Origin of the sequence: Bdellovibrio sp. (genome assembly GCF_036384735.1) — a bacterium.
Taxonomy (GTDB): Bacteria; Bdellovibrionota; Bdellovibrionia; order Bdellovibrionales; family Bdellovibrionaceae; genus Bdellovibrio.
This window is the reverse complement of record NZ_DASVLT010000007.1, coordinates 12162-31855: the sequence shown is the minus strand read 5'-3', so window position 1 is coordinate 31855 and position 19694 is coordinate 12162. Positions and strand designations below refer to the sequence as shown.

Sequence of the window (19694 nt, the reverse complement as noted above, 5' to 3'; positions counted from 1 at the left end):
TTTCCCTCTAAGGTTGAGCCATCTTTTCGATTTGTTGTGTTGTGACTCCCCACTCGTCAGCGATTCCCTTTAAAGCCGACTCCTTCTTCCACTGGGCTACTAATTGAGCGTCAGTCAAAGGCACATTGGGGTCAACGCTGCCATCAATCTTCGACCAATCTGCTGTCTTCATAACGGACGCCGGTGTCAGCACGTGATCTTTTAAACTCGTATCTGGACTTGTTTGTTGCCAGATCTTCCAAAGATAGCCGTGGAATGTTTTAAGATTCAGATCTGCAACCGTCTGTACTTTTCCAACTTGAAGTTGTGCCGCTGCAAAAATTGAATGGATGAATTCAGAGCAATTCATGCTGTCGTTATTGCTTGTTTGTGAATAGTTGTACGGTACGCCACGCTTTACGATGTCTTGGGCCGATGCCCTCACTTGTTGCAGCTGAGTTGCTGTCAAGGCCTGCCTTCTTCGAATCACTGTGTACGTTCCATGACTGCGAGCTAAGAAATCCTTTAAAGTCACGATCTGTGCCTTCGGCGGATATTCTTCATAAACAACCCACTCTGTCTTTCCTCTTATGATCACGCCAACATGACCATAACGACTTGCCGTTGCAGCTTCAAAGAAAGACGTCGAAGCATCTACTGTAATTTCGGATTCACCGACAATATCACCTTCGAGATAAGTCACTGCAGCGACAGAACGAAGTGATATGAGCATCGTCAAAAAAAGAATAGAACTAGACAGAATTTTTCCCATGAATGAATCAGATCGCATTTTACAAGATGAAGTCAAGATAGGTCCCAGAATTAGAGACTTAAAATAAAGGGGAAGCCTAGGCTCCCCCTTTATTAGTTTACACCTTTTAATTCGCCCGTCGACGAATCTGTCAAAAGACGTAAGTCGAAAGAGCGGTCATTAATAATGTTTTGGATGTACATCAATGATCTATAAAGCTCTTCATTAATGAACGTACCGAATTTATAGTTTACAGCTTCAACACCCTTCGCAGAGAACGTCATCTCATAGCTGACTAAAGAGTTTCCTCTCCAGTCCGGAATCATCGACAAGATGAAGCCAATGCCACGCTCTCTCCACAACGCGAGCTTTTGCATCGCTTTGAAATTCTGATATATCTGCGCGTTTGAACTTAGCGGGTTCACAATTGCCGCCAATCCCAGTGAAATAGTCATCAGATCCGAGTTATATCCATCAGTCCAATAGTTTTCATGGGAAGCCCCACGCGAAGGAGGTGCGCCTGTCTTATCAACATAGTCAACAAACGCATTATAATAGAAGGTCGTGTTTTGTACCGGTAACTGATGTATCGCCTCTGGGTTGATAAACAATTGCTGACGGAAGTAGCCATTCACAAGATGACCTTTATTGAAGTTCCAATCCTTCCAATCAATTTTTGCATACTGATCTGGTGGAATCGCACGACGAACTTGATCTTGAACCTTGCGATAATCTCGAGAAGAAACATCACGCATCTTCACTTCGCGATATGCCGTCAAAGTTAAGAAACTGCCAGGGGCCCAAGCCGCATTGGAATTAAAAACAAGATTATTGCCATCCGTGATCTTGTCACCAAAAAGACCGTAAAGGATCTTAGATTCAACCTCTTTTGAATAGGTATCCAGAAGATAGTGTTGTTCATTATCGTTACGGTCATAGTTCATCAATTGATTCTGGCTATACACCAATTTTGAACTCAACTTCACAATGCTCAGGCCCAATTTGAAATTTGCGTTAGAGTCATTAGAGCTGTTCGATCCTTTAAAGATCCTGTCAACACGTCTTTGCTCTGGCGGAAGATCACGATCTTCAACAAACAATTGCTCGACACCTGACATGTCCGTCATCAGATCATTTTGCAAATCAGGACGAGATGCCGTTGGATCAATCACTTTCAAATCTTTGAAACGAACTTTCTTAGACATAAAATCATCATAAGCCTGTGCAGCCTGAGGATTTTTCAAATCAAATACATAGTCCAACATGAAAACGTCATTCACACTTCTGCCAAAGCCTAAAGATGCCGGCGTCAAATCCACCCATCTTTCGATTTTATTATCGATGAACTTAAAGCCGATGATTTTAAATTTGCCCGCGTAGTCCACTGCCGCGTCAGCACCAGCGCCTTGTTTACGCATTGTGATCAACTTCACGCGGATCTTGTCGTTCTCCATACGGAACAAATGGATCATGAAATCGCCAGACAAGAACACGTGTGTCGATCCCCCCAGAGAAATCGCGCCGTTTAAATCAGAGTTGGTTCCGACAGAGAAAACAATTTCCAAATGTCCTTGCAAAGCCACAAAGTCCCCGACGTGCAAATTACGAAGCGCTCTATTTGCATTCAAAGGAATGTTCTTGATTGAATATGGCATCGCCAATAAAGACTCTTTTTGTGTCTTAAACTGACGAGCAAAAATAACGTCCGTTCCCGATTGCATGTTAAATCCAATCGGACTGTCATTGCCATCGATCAAATCACCAGGGTTGACGTCTGCCTGCAGAGTGTATTTATCGACACGAGTGTAAAAGCCATCAAGATAAGAAGGCTCTGATTCCAAGCGATAGCGAAGCGCTGTCGAGAAGCCGTTTAAGATATCCGCATCGATCAAACCAACACCCACACCAATATCTTGTTTCGCGATTTGCTGACGAATTTTCTCGATAATTTTTGCGGGCTCTAAAAACCCCCACCCCCATCCGGCTTGGCTGGGACGAGGAACTGCGACGAGGGACAAGGAAAGTGCGGTGGCACTGATCAAAGATGCAAACTTCAAGATGAACGCTCCAGTGTAATTGCTAAGATGTGCTTACGATTATGTTGAGTGAAGACTCTAATGACAACTGCTGAATGACAAATCGCAGGTCGTCATTTCCATAAGTCAGCGGGAGCACAGAACATTTGCAACTGAGCTGTCGATGAAAATCGTGGAAATGAGGGTTCGAAGACTACTCTGAGTCCTCTTCTTTTGGGGCCAATTTCTGAATCATCTCTTTGAAATTGGAGTCATCACTTTGCGGAACCTCACGGCGGTCCAAAGTGAACTTGATATATTTTACAAAGTTGTTCTCAAACTTCTGATTGATGGTTTCACGGATGGGATCTTTCATGAAAACCATTTGCTGCATCCAGGATGAGTTTCGCACCCAAACATACAAAACTCCGCGCTGAAATCCGACGGGTTCTGCATTTTTCGCGATGGTAGGACCTACAACCTCCTCCCATTTCGCCCACAGCTTCCAACGCATAAATTGCTCTGACAATGGCGACTTGCCATTTTCAAAAAGACTTTGTAGTACTTCCGATCCAAGCGAAAGCTTCTTTTTAGAGTTGGGTTTATTCTGATTCATGCGATTTCCGTTAAGTTAACAGAGGAATACCAAAAAAATGACCAATTTCACGCAAAATCAAAAAATTTCCGTCGTTGGCGCAGGGCTCGCGGGCTCTGAATGCGCTTTGCAGCTTGCTGATATGGGTTATCAAGTCGTTCTGTTTGAAATGCGCGACAAGACAATGACTCCAGCTCATAAAACGAACAAATTTGCAGAATTGGTATGCTCGAATTCTTTTGGCAGCATGAACGAGGTGTCAGCTCCAGGCCAACTGAAATGGGAAGCTCAGCACCTGGGTTCACATATCTTGAAAATTGCCCACGAAGCGTCGGTTCCTGCGGGACAAGCTCTGGGTATGGACCGCGAGGTCTTCTCGGCCCTGGTTACAGAGAAAATAAAAAAGCATCCGCGCATTGAAGTGCGCACTGACGTTATAAAATCTTTGAACGAGGTCCCTCGCCCAGCAGTTATCGCGACAGGGCCGTTAACTCACGAAGATTTGGCAGAAGATCTTCGCAAACATTTCGGTGACGAGTTTTTGTATTTCTTTGATGCCATTGCACCGATTATCGATGCGGAGACAATCAATACAGAGATCGCATGGAAGGCCGATCGTTGGGGTAAAGGCACAAACGATTACTACAATTGCCCAATGAACAAAGAAGAGTACAACCGCTTTGTCGAAGAAATCGCGAATGCAAAAAAGATCGAACCAAAACACTTCGAGACCACTGAGTTCTTTGAAGGCTGTATGCCGATCGAAGTGATGGTGGAACGGGGCCCGCAAACTTTGCGCTTCGGCCCAATGAAACCTATTGGCTTGGATGATCCACGCACAAACCGATACCCATGGGCTGTCGTGCAACTCAGACAAGATAACAAAGAGGGAACTGCTTACAACATGGTGGGCTTCCAAACTCGCATGGCCTATGCCGAGCAAGTTCGCGTCTTCCGCATGATTCCTGGCTTGGAAAATGCCGAGTTCTTAAAACTTGGCAGCATCCACAGAAATCTATTCATCAATTCACCAAAGCGCTTAAACAAAGATCTTTCCAGTAAGAACGATCCATGGCTGTTCTTTGCAGGGCAGATCACGGGCGTTGAAGGATATTTCGAGTCCACCTGTGTCGGACTGCTTGTATCTCGCTTCTTGGATCAAAAATTAAAGGACAGACCATTCAGTGCACCACCACGTGAATCAGCACTGGGCTCTTTGCTCGAGGCGATTACAGATCCTACCCGGGCAGAGCATTTCCAACCGACAAATATCAACTTTGCCTTGTTCCCACCTTTGGCAGAAAAAGAGCGCGACAAAGAAACTCGCAAGAAAAAACAAATCGGCATTGCTCGCGAGGCCATGGCGAACTGGACAAAATAGGCGCTGCAGCTCAACAGCACTCGAGCGGTTGTGCTTTAATTCGCACGGGCTGCGACTTTGATGCTGTCGTAGTCAATCGATCAAAGCTCTATCAAGAAATGGCAGCAACACGAATTGATTTGGCTTTGGTAACCATTCGCAACGATCGCTTTGATAAAATTGCCAAGTTCTTTCCCATCGCCCCGAGCACTCGCGAAGTCGCCGCTCACAGAACTACTTTAAAGACCCATGCCAATGTTCGATCATTTATTAAAGATACTAAAATCAAATTCATCATTTTGCCCGGCGCTTCTTATTTCTTCACTAAAGATGAATCCGAGAAATTAGAAAAAGAAAGGCGCTTTATAACTACGACCTCCCTACAAGAGGCTTACGGTTTACTTGCCCGAACAACTAACACGGCCGTTATGCAAAATGATTTTGTGAATGAATACTTTTTTAAAACAAAAAAAATGAAAGACTTTGCTCGTGTCGTTGATAAAGGGGCACCCTTTTATGTTGGCGCTTATTATATTCCTCGGAAAGGTGCAGAAAAAGCAGCCGACTTGATTCAAAAAAATTTGGCAAGCATCGGGACCGACGGCACTTGGCAAAAGATTCTCAAGCGCTACACCGATCCCTCGGACTCTTTAAAATAACTTACGCTAGATCCATTTCGCGCTTCAATTTCCAATCCATCGTTGGTTGATCCACTTCCGGCTTGAAGTGCTGACGACAACGGGCTTCATAAGCATCGTGAGTTCCAACCAAAACTTGGCCATCTCCACCGGCGGTTCTCTGAGTGCGGCTGGCATGAGCTCCGCAAACAACGCAGACAGCGTGTTGCTTCGTGACGCTTTCAGCGACCGCCATCAAAGTCGGCATCGGCTCAAAAGGCTTCCCCTGCCAATCCGTATCAAGACCCGCGATAATCACGCGAAGTCCACGCTCTGCCAAATCTTGAGCTACCTTAACTAGATTATCTGAAAAGAATTGGCCTTCATCAATACCAACAACTTTAGTTCCAGGCTTTAAGTGCTCCCAGATTTGTTCGGCATCTTCGATAGGCAAAGATTCGATGGTCGTCAAATCGTGAGAAGTCACAGCCATCTCGTTATAACGTTTATCAATAATAGGTTTGAAAACTTGGATTTGCAGGCGTGCGAACTCGGCCCGACGCAAACGACGAATCAGCTCTTCCGTTTTTCCGCTGAACATGGAACCAACAACGACTTCAATCCACCCTCTTGGTGAAACATAGGAAAACTCAGTCACGCAAAACCCCTCTTTTTGCTATCGCTAGAAAGGATGAGCCCGCCTGTTCTTACTGTCAATTGATGGTCCCCGCGTCTTGAAAGTTTGCGCTGCAACAGCTCAAAACCTGCGAAACCAGCACCAGTCTTATGTTTCAAGGCAGTTGATATTTCACATTTTCATAGCGCTTGCGTCGTAAACATGAGGCTCTGGCGACTTAATTCCCGCCTGCATCAAGGCTTTGCGGATACTGAACTTTTTTCTGATTCACCGTTTAATTTGTGCAAAAACCGCCAATTTTTCACATTTAAAGAGTGAAAGGGGGTGCTTATTGCTTGCACAAGCGGTGCGCCAAAGGATACCTAGGCTCAGAGTATGAGCAGGAATTTAAGATTTAGACAGAAACTAAGCCAGTTCTGCATTTTCGGTAGTTTGGCAATCACAGCAATTATCATGAATGGTTGTGATGCGATCTACTGGACCGAGAATCAAAGCTTAGCCAAAGTTCAAAACCGTGGAGAGATCACAGTTCTCACCACGGAAAGTCCTCTTATATATAGTCAAAACAGGAAGGGTGATGTTTCGGGCATCGATCATGACCTTCTTCAAAACTTCGCCGATCACTACAACCTCAAGCTTAAGTTCGTGGTTTTACCGGATGAGGCCGCAATTTATCGCGCCCTCTCCAAGGGCGAAGGCGACATCGCGGCAGCTCGCCTAAGAACTCCAGAAAATCGCTCCGGTTATCTCACAGGCCCCGCTTTGGAAGAAACGGTTCTAAGCCTTTACTGCCAAAAGAAGTCGCACATTCAAAATATCAAAGACCTAGGCGGTAAATCTGTGGCGATGCTTCGTCAGGATAATTATGACGGTTTCTCGTCTCGACTGACACAGTTATCTCCGCTGGCAAAACTTGAATTAGTAGACGCGGTTGAAACCCCTGAACTTTTGAAGTCCTTGAATTCACGCAAGTATGATTGTGCGATCGCAGAAAATGCGACAGGTGATTACTATGTGCGCTTCCACACTCGCTTAGAGAAGGTTTCAAATTTAACAGATCCTTATTCCTTAAGCTGGCTGCTGACTCCGGAAAATCAGGATCTTCTTTTGTTGATGCAGTCTTGGTATCAGCAAGCATCCCGTGAAGACGAAGTGATGCGTATTATGGATCGCTATAAGTCGACCTTGAACGAGCTTGATACGAACGATATCTCTAAGTTCTTTAGAAACATTCAAGAAACTTTGCCGATGTATAAGCAAGCCTTCAAAGAGGCTGCGAGTGAACACAATCTGCCTTGGCAATTAGTGGCTTCTGTTGCTTATCAAGAATCTCACTGGGATCCGACAGCTCGCAGTTTCACTGGTGTTCGCGGTCTCATGCAATTAACAACAGACACTGCAGATCATATGGAAATCGAAGATCGTAACGATCCACTGCAAAGTATCTGGGGCGGCTCTAAGTATCTTCGTTATTTGATGGATAAACTTCCGTCGTTCATGAATTCAAAAGACCGAGTGGCTTTAGCACTAGCTGCCTACAATATTGGTTATGCGCATTTGCGTGACGCTCAGAAATTGGCAGAACAAATGGGTCGCAATCCCTATTCATGGCACCATATGAAAGAGATTTTGCCTCTGTTAGCAGATCCAAAGTATGCGAGCAAATTGGAATATGGTTCTGCCCGTGGTTACGAAACTGTTGAATTCGTAGAGCGCGTGAAGTCATTCTACAATCTGATGACCCCAGCAAGCTAGTGCTGCGGGGCCGACGTCGGAACAGAAAAGCTGTTCACTCCTGATTCAGAATCAATCGTTACAACTTTATCCTCGTCTTTATTGATTAATATAATGGCGGTAGCTCCAATGGCCAAAGCCGTTCTCAACACCATCGGGTGCAAGAAAAATCTTTTCGCTGCGATTTGCTTGCGCAAAGAAACAGCCACCGGATCTAACCCTTGAAGCACAAGGCCTTTGATTTGATGATCCCAGGCATAGGACTTGGCCTTATAGACAGCGAAGCTCATGGGCGTATAACCCATTCTATAAAGAGCTTTCACTTCCTCATCCACGGCTAAGGTTTCATCAATGGCCAGATTAGAGAACCCCTGTTTCTTCATTTTATAGATCTTCTTTGCGATCTTTTGTGCCTCGGGCGGAAGGACTTGGTTTTCAAAGACAAAGTTCACGTCACGGAAACCCATTCGATCAAAATTCAGATGTTGGTATTCATGAATGAAGACATCCCAGTTCGCATTCGGAAGCAGACGAATGGTCTTTGTAGCAGCCCTGTAAGAGCCAAATACAATCGAATAGTCATCTTTCACAGCCAAAGAAGGATCAATATACAGATGATAACCATCAGCATTCATCTTTTCCAAAATTGTCTTCATTCGTGGATGAGTCAGTGCCGTCGCATAGAACGTGACCAAAGCACTTTTTGGAAGCATCTCTGGCGTGATCTCAAGCCCCCCGTCAGGAATCATCGCGGGAACATATTTAACACCAAGATCACGTAACTCTTGAGCACCTTTAAGACTTGCTAAGCTGATGGCTTTCGGCGAAGCCGCCTTCCACTCTTTTAAAATACTACGCAGATGACTTGTGGCTTTTCCAAAGCGCATGAAATTAGGAATCGGCAAAGAGACTCGATAAATGTCTTCCTCAGTAAAAGCGTCCTCACAGGCCGGTCCCACTGCATGGGCTGCGTGCATTTGAAGATTGAAAATCAGTATAAAGGCAAAAAGAAAACGCCAGGGCATTGAGCCTCCTGGCGTCTTCTTTTGCTAATTTTATTCCTATCAGTTCATTCACATTTCATCTGTCGCAACTTTCAGTGTCTCAGTTTGAGATTGTGACAAATTCAGTCTGTGAATGCTTACTCTACAGTCACAGACTTCGCTAAGTTGCGCGGTTGATCGACGTCGTAACCCAAGTTGCAAGCAAGGTGGTAAGACATCAATTGCAATGGAATCACTGACAAGATCGTGCTTACAGTCCAATGAGCTTTCGGCAATGCCAAATAATGCTCGCTGATACCGCGCAATTTATCGTTTTCACCTGTGCCGATAGAAATAATTTTTCCACCACGAGCACGAGCTTCCTCCAAGTTGCTGATTGTTTTTTCGTACCAGTGATCTGTCGGCGCAACCATGACAATCGCCATACGCTCGTCGATCAATGCCAAAGGGCCGTGCTTCATCTCACCGGCGGCATAGCCTTCCGCGTGCATGTAAGCAAGTTCCTTCAATTTCAAAGCACCTTCCATCGCAATTGGGAAGCTTGTGCCACGTCCCATGTACAAGAAGCCGCGGAATTGCTTCAGATCGTTCGCTGCTTCATTGAAGTATTTGTCAAACGCAAGAACTGATTCCATTTGGCTTGGCACTGCCAACAAAGATTTCACAAGCTCTGCTTCTTCTTTGTTGTTCAATGTACCGCGCGAACGCGCCATTGCTATCGCCAAGCAATTCAATACCGCTAAAGTACTTGTGAATGCCTTTGTTGAAGCTACACCGATCTCTGGGCCTGAGTTCATGTATAAATGACCGTGAGCTTCACGATCGATCGTTGAATTACGAACGTTACAGATACTCAAAGTCGTCGCACCCATCTCTTTCGCAAGACGGATTGCCGCCAATGTATCCGCTGTTTCACCTGATTGAGAAATTGTCATCACCAATGTTTTTGCAGGGATCACCGGATTGCGATAACGGAATTCAGAAGCGATATCCACTTCAACTGGGATGCGCGCCAATTGCTCGATCAAGTATTTACCAACGGTGCCGGCATAATAACTTGTACCGCAGGCAATGATGAATACGCGTTCGATCCCCTTGAACACTTCCTGAGTTTTTGCCCAGTCTGTGGCAATATCTAGCTCTTCTAATTTTTGAACTGGTTGGCCACCGAAGCCTACTTTTTTCAAAGCGACCGCGAATGTCTCTGGGTTCACGTGGGGTTCGATCGCAGAAGCTACGGCACGTGGCTGCTCATAAATTTCCTTAAGCATGTAGTGTGCGTAACCTTGTTTTTCGACCATCTCGGGGTTCCAGTTCAATTCAACAACTTTCTTTTGAATTGGGAAACCGTTTGCAGAGAAGAACTTCACGTCTGCGCCTTTGATTTCAGCGATTTCGCGGTCATCAAGGTAAACGAATTTTTTAGTGTACTGAATCAACGCCTGAACGTCAGATGCCACGAACATTTCTTTTTCACCAAGCCCCACAACCAATGGTGGACCGTCTTTGAAGGCAATCAAACGCTCTGGTTCTTGTTCCCACATCACAAGGATCGAGAACGCGCCACGAAGTCTCGTCAAAGTTCTTTCGACAGCTTTGAAAAGATCTTTGGTATTTTCCACTTCGTTCGCAATCAAATGTGCCACTAGCTCTGTGTCAGTGTCAGACGTGATGTCTGCACCTTGAGCCAAAAGCTCCTCACGGATATCAAGATAGTTTTCGATAATACCGTTGTGAACAAGGTTGATGCCGCGAACTTGGTGAGGATGGGCATTGCGCTCTGACGGTTTACCGTGAGTCGCCCAGCGAGTGTGACCGATACCAAGATGTCCGTTAAATTTTTCACCTTGAAGCTTGTCTTCAAGAGCTTTCAATTTACCTTGCGCACGAACACGCTTTGTTTTTCCGTTATCAAGCACAGCAATACCGGCGCTGTCATAGCCGCGGTACTCAAGTTTTTTTAAACCGCTAATGATAATGTCTTTGGGATTTTGAGGGCCAAGATAGCCTACGATTCCACACATATTCTTACCTACTCTTTACTTTCAGTGTCTTCTGAAGACTTAACTGCATAATTCTCTTTTACGAATTGTTTGCCACGAGCTACAGCCAAAGCTTTTGCCGGGACATCTTTCGTGATCGTTGAACCAGAACCAATCACTGCGTCGTCGCCGATTTGGATAGGAGCGATAAACTGAGTATCGCTTCCAACGAAGACACGATTGCCGATCTTGGTTTTATATTTCTTTCTGTCAGCAGCATAGTTGCAAGTTATAGTTCCGCAACCCACGTTCACCTCTTCACCGACTTCCGCATCGCCAAGGTAAGTCAAATGACCTGCTTTTGATTTCTTTCCAAATTTGGTTTTCTTCATTTCGACGAAATTACCAACGTGCGCCTCTTCGAAGATTTCAGTTTCAGGACGAAGACGTGCGTAGGGTCCCACGGAAACTTTGTTATGAAGTTTTGAACTTTCCAAATAACATCCACCGCGCACTTGAACACTGTCACCGATCTCACAATCAGAAATGAATGAATTAGATTCCACAACTGAAAAGGAGCCGATGTTTGTGCGACCACGAATGAATACGTTTGGATAAAGCACTGTGCCAGCACCGATATTCACAGATTCTTCCACATAGGTTGTGCGCGGATCGATCATCAACACACCATCTTCCATCAAACGCATTGCTTTGCGTTTAAAGATCAAGCGTGTGGCTTTTGCCAATTCAACTTGATTGTTTACCCCAACGGCCACTTTCGGTGTGGCTTTGATAGCTTGCACTCGAAGTTTGTCTTGAATGCACAATGCGATCAAATCCGTGATGTAGAATTCTTTTTTTGCATTATTGTTTTTTATCTGCGGCAAGTATTCGGCAAGTACCGAGCCTTTTGCGATGTAAATGCCTGTGTTAATCTCTTTGATTTTCAAGGTTTCTGCGGAAGCGTCTTTTGCTTCAACAATCGCAGCCAGATCCCCTTTGTGACGAACGATACGACCGAACTCTCCTGGAGTTTTAATTTCTGCTGTCACAACAGCCAAATCACATTTCTCGTCACGGAAAATGCGCAAGAAATCTTTGATGTCTGAGGCCTCGATCAACGGATGATCGCCATTCATGATAACAACATCGCCTTCGATGTTTTCTGGTTTCGCACAACGAACGGCGTGAGCTGTTCCCAGTTGCTCGTCTTGAACGTAGCAGGCGACGCCCATGGGTTCGACCACTTGACGAACTAGGTTTTGGCCATGACCTACGATCACGCGCACTTCCGAAGCGCCCGCTTGTTTAGAAGCCAAAATCACTTTTTCAATCATCGGACGGCCGGCAACAGGATGAAGGACTTTAGGAAGAGGAGACTTCATACGAGTTCCTTTTCCAGCCGCGAGTGCGATAACCGTCAATTTCTCAGATGCATTTGCTGACATGTTCAAAGTTCCTTTTAAAAGCTTTTCTTCTCTGAAAAAAACAGGCTTAATTGTCTCATGCAAGGAAACATTTTTCACCAATCTTCTTGGGCAAAAACATCTCTGGGTACGCCCATCGAGCTGTATAGAAAAACACACACCGAAAGTGGTTTTTCTGAACGACCTATCCTTCTGATTGGCGGGGTTCATGGCGACGAACCCGAGGGAGTTCGCCTGGCTCAGGAACTCTTGAAATGGCTTTTTGAAAACGAGAAAACTCTCAAAACTCGCTCTTGGATTCTTATTCCCTGTATCAATCCCGACGGATACTCTCAAAATAAGCGCACTAACGCGAACGGGGTTGACCTCAATCGCAACTTCCCATGTCGTGATTGGACCCCTGAAGCAAAGGCATCCCGATACTATCCCGGCCCTTCGCCCGGCAGCGAGAGCGAAGTGCAGGCCTTGATAAAACTCATTGAGGACGAAAAGCCACAGCTTATAGTACACTTTCATTCGTGGGAGCCTTGCATTGTTTACACAGGTCACCCTGGACGGAAGGCTGCGGAGCTTCTTGCGACAGACACGAACTATGAATGCCGCGAGGATATCGGCTATCCCACACCGGGAAGCTTGGGTGATTTTGGATGGATCGAGCACCAGATTCCTGTGATTTGCATCGAAGAACAAGAGTCCATTGATTTGAATCTTGTGTGGCCCCATTTCAAAAAAGGTCTGGAACTTTTGCTTACGGAAGGAGGTCATAAGTGAAGAAATACAAATCCATCGTCTTCGATCTTGATGACACTCTTCTTGATACATCAGGTTTGCTTGTTCCTATGGCCTCGCTGAAAGCCTGCCAAGCAATGCTCAATGCGGGATTGCAGTGCACCCTGGAAGAATGCATGAAGATGCGCCATAATCTGGCGGCCGAGTTTTCCCACACTGAAATCTTCACGCAAATTGCCAATCACTACGGAACAAATCAAAAAGGAAAAGCCGTTCACGATGCTCTTGAGGCTTTTTACAATCCTGATATTCCAATGTTTCTTCCTTTGATGGCCGGTGCGACAGAAAATCTTTTGCATCTTAAAGAGCAATATAATTTGTATCTTGTGACAATGGGATCTTTCCAAGCACAAGTTGATAAAATCCGCGCTTTGCAAATCGAAAAGTTTTTTAAAAAGATTTATGTTTTGAACGGATTCATTGGCGAAAAAAAAGAAGTCGCCTTCCTGGATATTTTAAAAAATGAACCCCATGGTGCCGAAGAACTTTTAAGTGTTGGCAACCGTCTTTCCAGCGAGATTCGCGATGCCAAACGTGTCGGTTCTGACACTTGTTATTTTGCCCATGGCGAACACATTGGCGAGAAAGCGCAATACCCAGAAGATCATCCCGACTTTACTATCTATCATCACAAGGATTTGATAGGAACATGCGGACTTTAAAGGCAAGCTTCCTCTTAATTGGACCGTGGGATCCTCGCTTGCAAGAACTTGGTGCACATATCGCCACGGACTTGAATCAGGCATGGCATTGGATTCAGGATTCCACTTATAACGTTGTCGCTCTTTCAGTGACCCTAATCCTGGGAAAAAAATTTGCCGAATTTTATGAAGAGCTGAAGAAGTCAAATCCGGCAACACAGTTTATCGCCGTCGTTCCCCAGGATTTTTCTGCCAATCAATTGGCCATCATTCACCAAGAATATTCATTCTTCCGCGTGATGGCGACATTCCAAGATCCTGACATCGAGTCGCACTTATTCGCGGCATTGGAAGAAGCCAATCAACGCAAGCAAGATGAAAATTTGGCTTTGCTAATTCGTGAACAAACAGCCCAGCTCAAGCGATTACAAATTGAATTAGAAGAACGTGTTCAAAAGAGAACTCGTTTCCTGACTGAGGCTCGTCGCAAATTATACCTAACGAATTCGCGCATTGAAGGCTTTAAACACGCTTTAATGGCGGTGCACCAGGCAAGCTCCGTCGGTGAGATCGAACAGTTCTTAAACGAATCTTTGGCGACAACAGTGCAAACATCATGGATTCGCATTTTCTTTCACCCACAAGATGAAATTTTCAGCCGTCAAATCACGGCGCAATTGGACTTCACCCAATTGCAAGTGCCGCTGTTTAGATTGAACGAGCGCATTGGCTCCATTTTCTATTTACGTGCTCCCGATCATCCATTCAATCGCGATGAAAGTGATTTCTTAACCCGCGTTGCTGAAGCAGTGGCGTTGGCATTAGATCGTATTCAGAAAATGAAAGAATCTGAATCATTAAAAGAGCAATGGGAAGCGACCTTCAATTCGATGTCGGACCCCGTCGTCTTGATTGACGAAAATTATGATGTGATTCAGTCCAATAAAGCTCTGGAAGAACGCTTGAAAGAACGCGAACATCCTCAAAACGGTCGCAAATGCTATCAGCTTTTGTACAACCGCGAAGATGTATGCCCGGGCTGTCAACGGGGAAAAAACTTCCGCGTACAGTCACGCAGCTCTTCGCCGCGGACTTATGAAGTGTATTCTCAAAGTATCGTGCTTGAATCTGAAAAACCCGCAGTGTTCGTAAACCTGTATCACGACGTGACGGCGCAGTTAAAAATGGAACGTCAGATTTTAGAATCTGCAAAAATGGCAGAGCTTGGAACAATTGGCTCCTCTATCGCGCACGAATTGAACAACCCGCTGGGCGGCATTCTTTCTTTCACCCAGTTGATTAAGATGGAAATGAATCCTGCGAATCCACTGTATCCAGATATTGTCGAGATGGAAGCAGGCGTTCAGCGCTGTAAAGAGATCGTGCAAAATCTTTTGGGTTTCACAAGAAATCCAAACTCTGACAAAGAAGGCCCCGTCAGTTTGAAGGAAGTTGCCACTCGCGCACTTAAAATTGTTGAGCTGCAAACGAAGTCTCAAGGCATCGATGTGAAACTGCATTTTCCTGGCAATGAAGTTCAAGTCATTGGTCATTTAAATCTGTTGGCCCAGGCTTTGAAGAATTTGCTGCAAAATTCTATCGATCGTTTGAATGACCGAATTCGCAACCAGAAAGGGTTTAGAGCCTTTCTCAACATCGAAATTTCTGCCGGCGATGACTTTGCCCACATTTTAATCAAGGACAACGGGACGCCAGAAAAAAATCCAAGTCTTCCTATAGGTTTAGGTGTTCCTGTGGCCTCTCAGATCCTTCGCGACCATGAGGCGGACCTCGAATTTTTCTCGGGTCTAGATCATGAAAACGTGGCAAAAATTTCCTTCACCCGTCTAGTTTTGAGGTCCTGAAAGCCTTTACAGGCGCGGATTTTTTGACAGTCCAGTCAAAATCAACTTATCCTAATCTTGTCTACACTCTGACCCTATCAGAGTAGAGGGCATCACTTCGGATGGATTTCGAAGTGGTTAGGAAAAGACCAGAACCCACCATGGAAGGAAGGTTCATGCGCACTCAACGCGTCCTTATATTAGATGACGAATCCTCGCTCCGCACCGCACTTTTCCGCGTGTTGGATCGCAAAGGGCTGAACGTCATCACAGCAAACAAAATCGAAGAAGCAAAAGTTCTCTGCCAAGGTGACGTTCCTGTTGATTTGGCCATCGTCGATTTGAATCTTCCGGACGGAGACGGCATTGAGTTCATGACTCATTTGAAGTCTTTGAATCCTGCTGCTGAAGTGATCATCCTAACGGGTCACGCTACTATTGAATCAGCCATCCGCGCGACACAAAAAGGTGCCTTCCACTTTGTGACGAAACCCTTCAATCTTGAGGAACTAATGAGCTTGATTGAAAAAGCTCTGACTCATAAGAAGTTGCAACAAGAAAATCAGCAACTTCGTTCTGAACTCAATAAGAAATATAAATTCGATCAAATCATCGGTTCCAGCGAACAAATTCAAAATGTTTTGCGTTTGATCGAACGTGTTGCTGATTCTGATTCTACAGTTTTAGTTACTGGCGAATCGGGAACAGGTAAAGAGTTGATCGCTCGCGCGATTCACTATAATTCCCCTCGTGCAACAGGCCCTTTTGTTCCAATCAATTGCGGCGCTATTCCTTCTGAGCTTTTAGAAAGCGAATTGTTCGGCCATATGAAAGGCGCTTTCACTGGTGCCATTGCAAATCGCGTTGGCCGCTTTGAAATGGCTGATGGTGGAACTATCTTCTTGGATGAAATTGGTGATCTTGAACCTTCATTGCAAGTGAAGCTACTCCGCGCATTGCAAGAGCGTAGCTTCGAACCTGTAGGTTCAACAAAAACAGTGTCTGTGAATGTTCGAGTGATCGCTGCGACAAATATTAATTTGGAAGACGCAGTTGAAACAGGTCGCTTCCGTGAAGATCTGTTCTATCGCTTGAACGTCATTCCTTTAGTTGTTCCTGCTTTGCGTGAACGTAAGTCCGATATCCCTTTGCTGTTAAATCACTTCATGGACATCTTCAATAAAACAAAGGGTCGTGGTTTAACGGGCGTTGCCTCCGATGCTTTAGATTGCTTGAGCAACTATGCGTGGCCTGGAAATATTCGTGAACTTGAAAATCTTGTAGAGCGCATGACGATTCTTAAAGGCCAAGGCACGATTGAAATGTCAGATTTGCCTCCGAAATATAAATCAGGAAAGACAGTATCCACAGATGCTGGCGCTTTAGAGATTCCTGATAGCGGCATGGACTTCAACACGGCCGTTGATAATTTCGAAAACACGTTGATCCTGAAAGCTCTGGAAAAAACAGGCTGGAACCGCAACCAAGCGGCGGCGTTGCTTCGCTTGAACAGAACAACGTTGGTCGAGAAGATCAAGAAAAAAGGTCTGACTCCTCCGAACGAGATCACACCATCCTAATTGAATTTGTTTTCAAAGCCCCTTCACTCAGTCTTCCCCTCCTCAACCCGAAGACTCTGTGAAGGGGCATTTTTCGTTTCTGGACTGTACCTTACTCTGTATGATGGACTGCCGTGGACCATTTAAATCCTAGCCTTTCATGAATCCCTGTTGAGCGGCACCCGGCAACAATAAAAAATTAATTTATTTAGATGTGGAGTTTGTTCATGGAGATCAAAGTCGTCGGCACCCAACATCAGTTATTCTTGGAAGGTCCGATCAGCGAAAAAACGGCCATCTATGAATACGAGCTAAAAGGTGCGACCGAGTTACTCATCAACATGGAAAAGGTCACGTTTATCAACTCAATCGGGGTCAAAAACTGGATCACTTGGTCGATGAAAATTCCCAGCATCTGCAAAATCCGTCTCGAAATGTGTCCGTTTGTCATCGTGAACCAGGTGAACATTGTTCAAGGCTTTCTGCCACGCCAGGGCTCGATAGAATCATTTATTGCGCCTTACATGTGCGAAACATGCGGGGTCGAAAAAACGACTGTCTTAAAGCGCGGAGAACACTTTCAATATGCCTCTTCAGAAGGTCCCAAATTTTTGAACCTTCCCGAAGATATTTTCTGTCCTAAGTGCAAGATGAACATGGAACCGGATTTTTTGATCGAGCGAGTCTTTGCTTTTCTGACACCGAAGGTTTAAGTCGGCATCACCAAAGTGCTTATAGCATTTTCTTTTTACTGAGCCTTTTCATTGTAATCGAAGTACAAGCTGCCACGCCCGAAAAGTCGAACCACATTGAGATCGTCATTAAAGTCATTGATAGAAAAATCAGTGTTATCGATATAATCTTGATACTGTCGACTGTCGTTTTTATCCGCATAAGTAACGATGGCGATAGTTCCATCTCGCTTAATAAAATCGATCAAGCCTTTAAGAATAATTGAATTCGGATATTTTTGAGACTTTACAATTAAATCAGAAAGCATCGCACGACTGCAATCGCCCGTTAAATATTCATTCGGGCGGAATTTCATACTGCACGCCATGAATTTTTCGCCGAAAATATCTTTTAGATAAATATTGTAAGGATGGCGATCTGGATTCTTAGCAGCCCATGGCAATCCAGACTCAAGCTCACGCTTCATTATCGGATAAATCAGAACACTTCTAGTTCCCGTCAATCGACTTAGCAGAGAATAGAAGTTATAAAAAGCTTTGTTGTCTTCTGGGTGTTCGAAAAATGCCTGCGCCGATTGTTCGGCAGCCACGATTTGATCGTAAGTCGAGTCGGGGTTGTTAATCCATAATGACTCGTGGAAAAGAATTGCAGCCTTTTCAGAGGGTTTTAGCTTGAAAAATGCCGGCATTAAAAACGTTTCTAGAGTTTTAGGGTCCGTCATCGCATAGATAACAACATGTTCCTTCGGAACCCCCATTGTCTTCGAATACTGTTCCTTAAGTTGATCTAAAACCATCGCATCTAATTTAGACTCGTCGACAGTGTAGTAAGCTCGATCACCTGAAGGGTAAATTTGGAATAAGATATCTGATTTTTGCTTTTCAGGAATATCCAGTTGAGAAATTTTATTTACAAGATAATCCAAACCCTGAATTTCAGAGGCCTCTATTGGATCAGGCTTTACTGGAATATTTGCTGAGAAGAATGTCGAATAACGACCATCGGGCCCAAGGATGCCCCCTCCTCCGTTGCCAACTTCACGCCACGCTAATGCATTTACTGAAATCAACAGACCAAGGATCAAGGCACACTTGTTCATTTTCTCTCCGTTAACTCGAAAAATTGCAGGGACAAGCAGAACACACTATCTTTACCAGGAATTTCTTCCAATTCATTCACAAGATTTCTTCTGAACTCTTGTATACGACTTCGTGCATATTCCATCTGACTTGAGTTCAGAGCAAATACCATCGAAGAGAAATCCCTCATCTCGACAGGCTTTTCTACAAGAGCTTCTTTTGCTTTGTCCAAAATTTGATTGTGATAAGCGCGAATCGCCGAGGACGGAACATGGCTGTTTGTTGCCAACTCAGGATCGCACGGTACCAATCGACTGTCTTGCCATGCGATATATCCGAGCTTCAAAAGTCTGTCGACAGTTTCTTGAATAATCTCTTCACGAATTCCCAATTTTTCAGAAAAGCTGCGCGACGAGTGCTCAAGACCGTCCACATACAGAAGCTCCATCAATGCCAGATTATACCAATCAGAGATCGGTAAGAAGTCATGTTCAGCGATACTCTTGGAAGCGGGAACCCGAGCTTGCAAACGTTGCTGGGCTGCCTGCCGTGCGATTGTACTACGAGCATGTTCGCTCTGAACAAGATCGACGAACAGAGAACGCTCTGATTCAGCTAACTGAAGACGAAGCGCTAAGCTCATCGCTCGCTCTTCAGACAAGCCCACCTTGCCATTGATAATTTCACTTAGGCGAGAAGATCCGATTCCTAAGTCTCTAGAAAAAGCTCTCATAGAATATGCTGGATTTCGTTTTTGACGGCGTTGGAGCTCGTCTACAAGAAATTGGCGATAATCTAAAAAGTTCCGGGTGCCAGTTTTTTTACTGCTCATGCTTCAGAAGTAATAAGAATTTCACTCTATGTCACTACACAATGATTATGTTTTTTTTACAGGCTGCTCCTTGAACGTCCATGATTTTTGAACATCAAAAATCTGTTTATATCTATAAACTCTGTTTTATTTTCACATGCATCCAATTTTAAGCGC

At 44.8% G+C, this 19694-nt stretch carries 17 protein-coding genes; 8 read left to right on the top strand and 9 right to left on the bottom strand.

All coding sequences use genetic code 11. The features are described 5' to 3' along the window. Nucleotides 1–7 precede the first annotated feature (7 nt). From VF412_RS00785 to VF412_RS00775, 3 genes are all read right to left on the bottom strand, one after another. Nucleotides 8–751, bottom strand: a complete 744-nt coding sequence (locus VF412_RS00785) for a YiiX/YebB-like N1pC/P60 family cysteine hydrolase (RefSeq protein ID WP_331337284.1) — start codon at nucleotides 749–751, stop codon at nucleotides 8–10. Nucleotides 752–843: 92 nt separating this feature from the next. Beyond that, on the bottom strand, nucleotides 844–2787 hold the full coding sequence (locus tag VF412_RS00780) for a hypothetical protein (RefSeq protein WP_331337283.1): 1944 nt from the start codon (nucleotides 2785–2787) through the stop codon (nucleotides 844–846). Between the two features lie 172 nt (nucleotides 2788–2959). After that, nucleotides 2960–3361 carry a DUF721 domain-containing protein gene (locus VF412_RS00775; RefSeq protein ID WP_331337282.1) on the bottom strand — a complete coding sequence of 134 codons (402 nt, stop codon included), beginning with the start codon at nucleotides 3359–3361 and terminating at the stop codon, nucleotides 2960–2962. Between the two features lie 37 nt (nucleotides 3362–3398). On the opposite strand from VF412_RS00775, the gene trmFO reads away from it, so the two are divergent. Together trmFO and VF412_RS00765 are read left to right on the top strand one after the other, a co-directional pair. Further along, nucleotides 3399–4721 carry a methylenetetrahydrofolate--tRNA-(uracil(54)-C(5))-methyltransferase (FADH(2)-oxidizing) TrmFO gene (gene trmFO / locus VF412_RS00770; RefSeq protein WP_331337281.1) on the top strand — a complete coding sequence of 441 codons (1323 nt, stop codon included), beginning with the start codon at nucleotides 3399–3401 and terminating at the stop codon, nucleotides 4719–4721. Nucleotides 4722–4819: 98 nt separating this feature from the next. Then, a complete protein-coding gene (locus VF412_RS00765) occupies nucleotides 4820–5359 on the top strand; it encodes a hypothetical protein (protein WP_414640825.1) in 540 nt (179 codons plus the stop codon). Nucleotide 5360: 1 nt separating this feature from the next. Here the strand turns inward: VF412_RS00765 and VF412_RS00760 are convergent, their stop codons facing one another. Further along, a complete protein-coding gene (locus tag VF412_RS00760; RefSeq protein ID WP_331337280.1) occupies nucleotides 5361–5975 on the bottom strand; it encodes a thymidine kinase in 615 nt (204 codons plus the stop codon). Nucleotides 5976–6386: 411 nt separating this feature from the next. Here VF412_RS00760 and mltF point away from each other — a divergent pair, with 411 nt between their 5' ends. Beyond that, nucleotides 6387–7709 (top strand): membrane-bound lytic murein transglycosylase MltF, encoded by a 1323-nt coding sequence (gene mltF / locus VF412_RS00755; RefSeq protein WP_331337279.1) that lies wholly within the window; start codon nucleotides 6387–6389, stop codon nucleotides 7707–7709. Here mltF and VF412_RS00750 read toward each other — a convergent pair. From VF412_RS00750 to glmU, 3 genes are all read right to left on the bottom strand, one after another. Then, nucleotides 7706–8713, bottom strand: coding sequence for a hypothetical protein (locus tag VF412_RS00750; RefSeq protein WP_331337278.1), 1008 nt, complete (start codon nucleotides 8711–8713; stop codon nucleotides 7706–7708). The two genes, mltF and VF412_RS00750, sit on opposite strands and share 4 nt — an antisense overlap. A gap of 116 nt (nucleotides 8714–8829) precedes the next feature. Next, entirely contained in the window at nucleotides 8830–10716 is a 1887-nt protein-coding gene (glmS, locus tag VF412_RS00745; protein WP_331337277.1) for a glutamine--fructose-6-phosphate transaminase (isomerizing), read from the bottom strand. Between the two features lie 8 nt (nucleotides 10717–10724). Next, nucleotides 10725–12122 carry a bifunctional UDP-N-acetylglucosamine diphosphorylase/glucosamine-1-phosphate N-acetyltransferase GlmU gene (gene glmU, locus VF412_RS00740; RefSeq protein WP_331337276.1) on the bottom strand — a complete coding sequence of 466 codons (1398 nt, stop codon included), beginning with the start codon at nucleotides 12120–12122 and terminating at the stop codon, nucleotides 10725–10727. A 57-nt stretch (nucleotides 12123–12179) separates the two neighbouring features. Between glmU and VF412_RS00735 the strand changes: the two genes are divergently transcribed. The 5 genes from VF412_RS00735 (at nucleotide 12180) to VF412_RS00715 (ending at nucleotide 17647) form a co-directional block, all read left to right on the top strand. Next, on the top strand, nucleotides 12180–12872 hold the full coding sequence (locus VF412_RS00735) for a DUF2817 domain-containing protein (RefSeq protein WP_331337275.1): 693 nt from the start codon (nucleotides 12180–12182) through the stop codon (nucleotides 12870–12872). After that, nucleotides 12869–13552, top strand: coding sequence for an HAD hydrolase-like protein (locus tag VF412_RS00730; protein WP_331337274.1), 684 nt, complete (start codon nucleotides 12869–12871; stop codon nucleotides 13550–13552). Before VF412_RS00735 ends, VF412_RS00730 begins: the two co-directional genes overlap by 4 nt. After that, nucleotides 13540–15396 (top strand): histidine kinase dimerization/phospho-acceptor domain-containing protein, encoded by a 1857-nt coding sequence (locus tag VF412_RS00725; protein WP_331337273.1) that lies wholly within the window; start codon nucleotides 13540–13542, stop codon nucleotides 15394–15396. The genes VF412_RS00730 and VF412_RS00725 overlap by 13 nt, the downstream gene beginning before the upstream one ends. Nucleotides 15397–15551: 155 nt before the next feature. After that, nucleotides 15552–16955, top strand: a complete 1404-nt coding sequence (locus tag VF412_RS00720; protein ID WP_331337272.1) for a sigma-54 dependent transcriptional regulator — start codon at nucleotides 15552–15554, stop codon at nucleotides 16953–16955. Nucleotides 16956–17161: 206 nt separating this feature from the next. Further along, nucleotides 17162–17647 carry a hypothetical protein gene (locus tag VF412_RS00715; RefSeq protein ID WP_331337271.1) on the top strand — a complete coding sequence of 162 codons (486 nt, stop codon included), beginning with the start codon at nucleotides 17162–17164 and terminating at the stop codon, nucleotides 17645–17647. Nucleotides 17648–17682: 35 nt separating this feature from the next. On the opposite strand, the gene VF412_RS00710 is transcribed toward VF412_RS00715, so the two are convergent. Both VF412_RS00710 and VF412_RS00705 read right to left on the bottom strand, forming a co-directional pair. Continuing rightward, nucleotides 17683–18726, bottom strand: coding sequence for a hypothetical protein (locus VF412_RS00710; protein WP_331337270.1), 1044 nt, complete (start codon nucleotides 18724–18726; stop codon nucleotides 17683–17685). Beyond that, nucleotides 18723–19538 carry a TIGR02147 family protein gene (locus VF412_RS00705; protein ID WP_331337269.1) on the bottom strand — a complete coding sequence of 272 codons (816 nt, stop codon included), beginning with the start codon at nucleotides 19536–19538 and terminating at the stop codon, nucleotides 18723–18725. Before VF412_RS00705 ends, VF412_RS00710 begins: the two co-directional genes overlap by 4 nt. Nucleotides 19539–19694 lie beyond the last annotated feature (156 nt).

What these genes read in the sequence shown, in the direction of transcription:
- VF412_RS00785 (WP_331337284.1), bottom strand. Translation starts at nt 751, where the DNA reads ATGGGAAAAATTCTGTCTAGTTCTATTCTTTTTTTGACGATGCTCATA.
- VF412_RS00775 (WP_331337282.1), bottom strand. Translation starts at nt 3,361, where the DNA reads ATGAATCAGAATAAACCCAACTCTAAAAAGAAGCTTTCGCTTGGATCG.
- trmFO (WP_331337281.1), top strand. Translation starts at nt 3,399, where the DNA reads ATGACCAATTTCACGCAAAATCAAAAAATTTCCGTCGTTGGCGCAGGG.
- VF412_RS00765 (WP_414640825.1), top strand. Translation starts at nt 4,820, where the DNA reads ATGGCAGCAACACGAATTGATTTGGCTTTGGTAACCATTCGCAACGAT.
- VF412_RS00750 (WP_331337278.1), bottom strand. Translation starts at nt 8,713, where the DNA reads ATGCCCTGGCGTTTTCTTTTTGCCTTTATACTGATTTTCAATCTTCAA.
- glmS (WP_331337277.1), bottom strand. Translation starts at nt 10,716, where the DNA reads ATGTGTGGAATCGTAGGCTATCTTGGCCCTCAAAATCCCAAAGACATT.
- glmU (WP_331337276.1), bottom strand. Translation starts at nt 12,122, where the DNA reads ATGTCAGCAAATGCATCTGAGAAATTGACGGTTATCGCACTCGCGGCT.
- VF412_RS00735 (WP_331337275.1), top strand. Translation starts at nt 12,180, where the DNA reads ATGCAAGGAAACATTTTTCACCAATCTTCTTGGGCAAAAACATCTCTG.
- VF412_RS00725 (WP_331337273.1), top strand. Translation starts at nt 13,540, where the DNA reads ATGCGGACTTTAAAGGCAAGCTTCCTCTTAATTGGACCGTGGGATCCT.
- VF412_RS00720 (WP_331337272.1), top strand. Translation starts at nt 15,552, where the DNA reads ATGCGCACTCAACGCGTCCTTATATTAGATGACGAATCCTCGCTCCGC.
- VF412_RS00715 (WP_331337271.1), top strand. Translation starts at nt 17,162, where the DNA reads ATGGAGATCAAAGTCGTCGGCACCCAACATCAGTTATTCTTGGAAGGT.
- VF412_RS00710 (WP_331337270.1), bottom strand. Translation starts at nt 18,726, where the DNA reads ATGAACAAGTGTGCCTTGATCCTTGGTCTGTTGATTTCAGTAAATGCA.
- VF412_RS00705 (WP_331337269.1), bottom strand. Translation starts at nt 19,538, where the DNA reads ATGAGCAGTAAAAAAACTGGCACCCGGAACTTTTTAGATTATCGCCAA.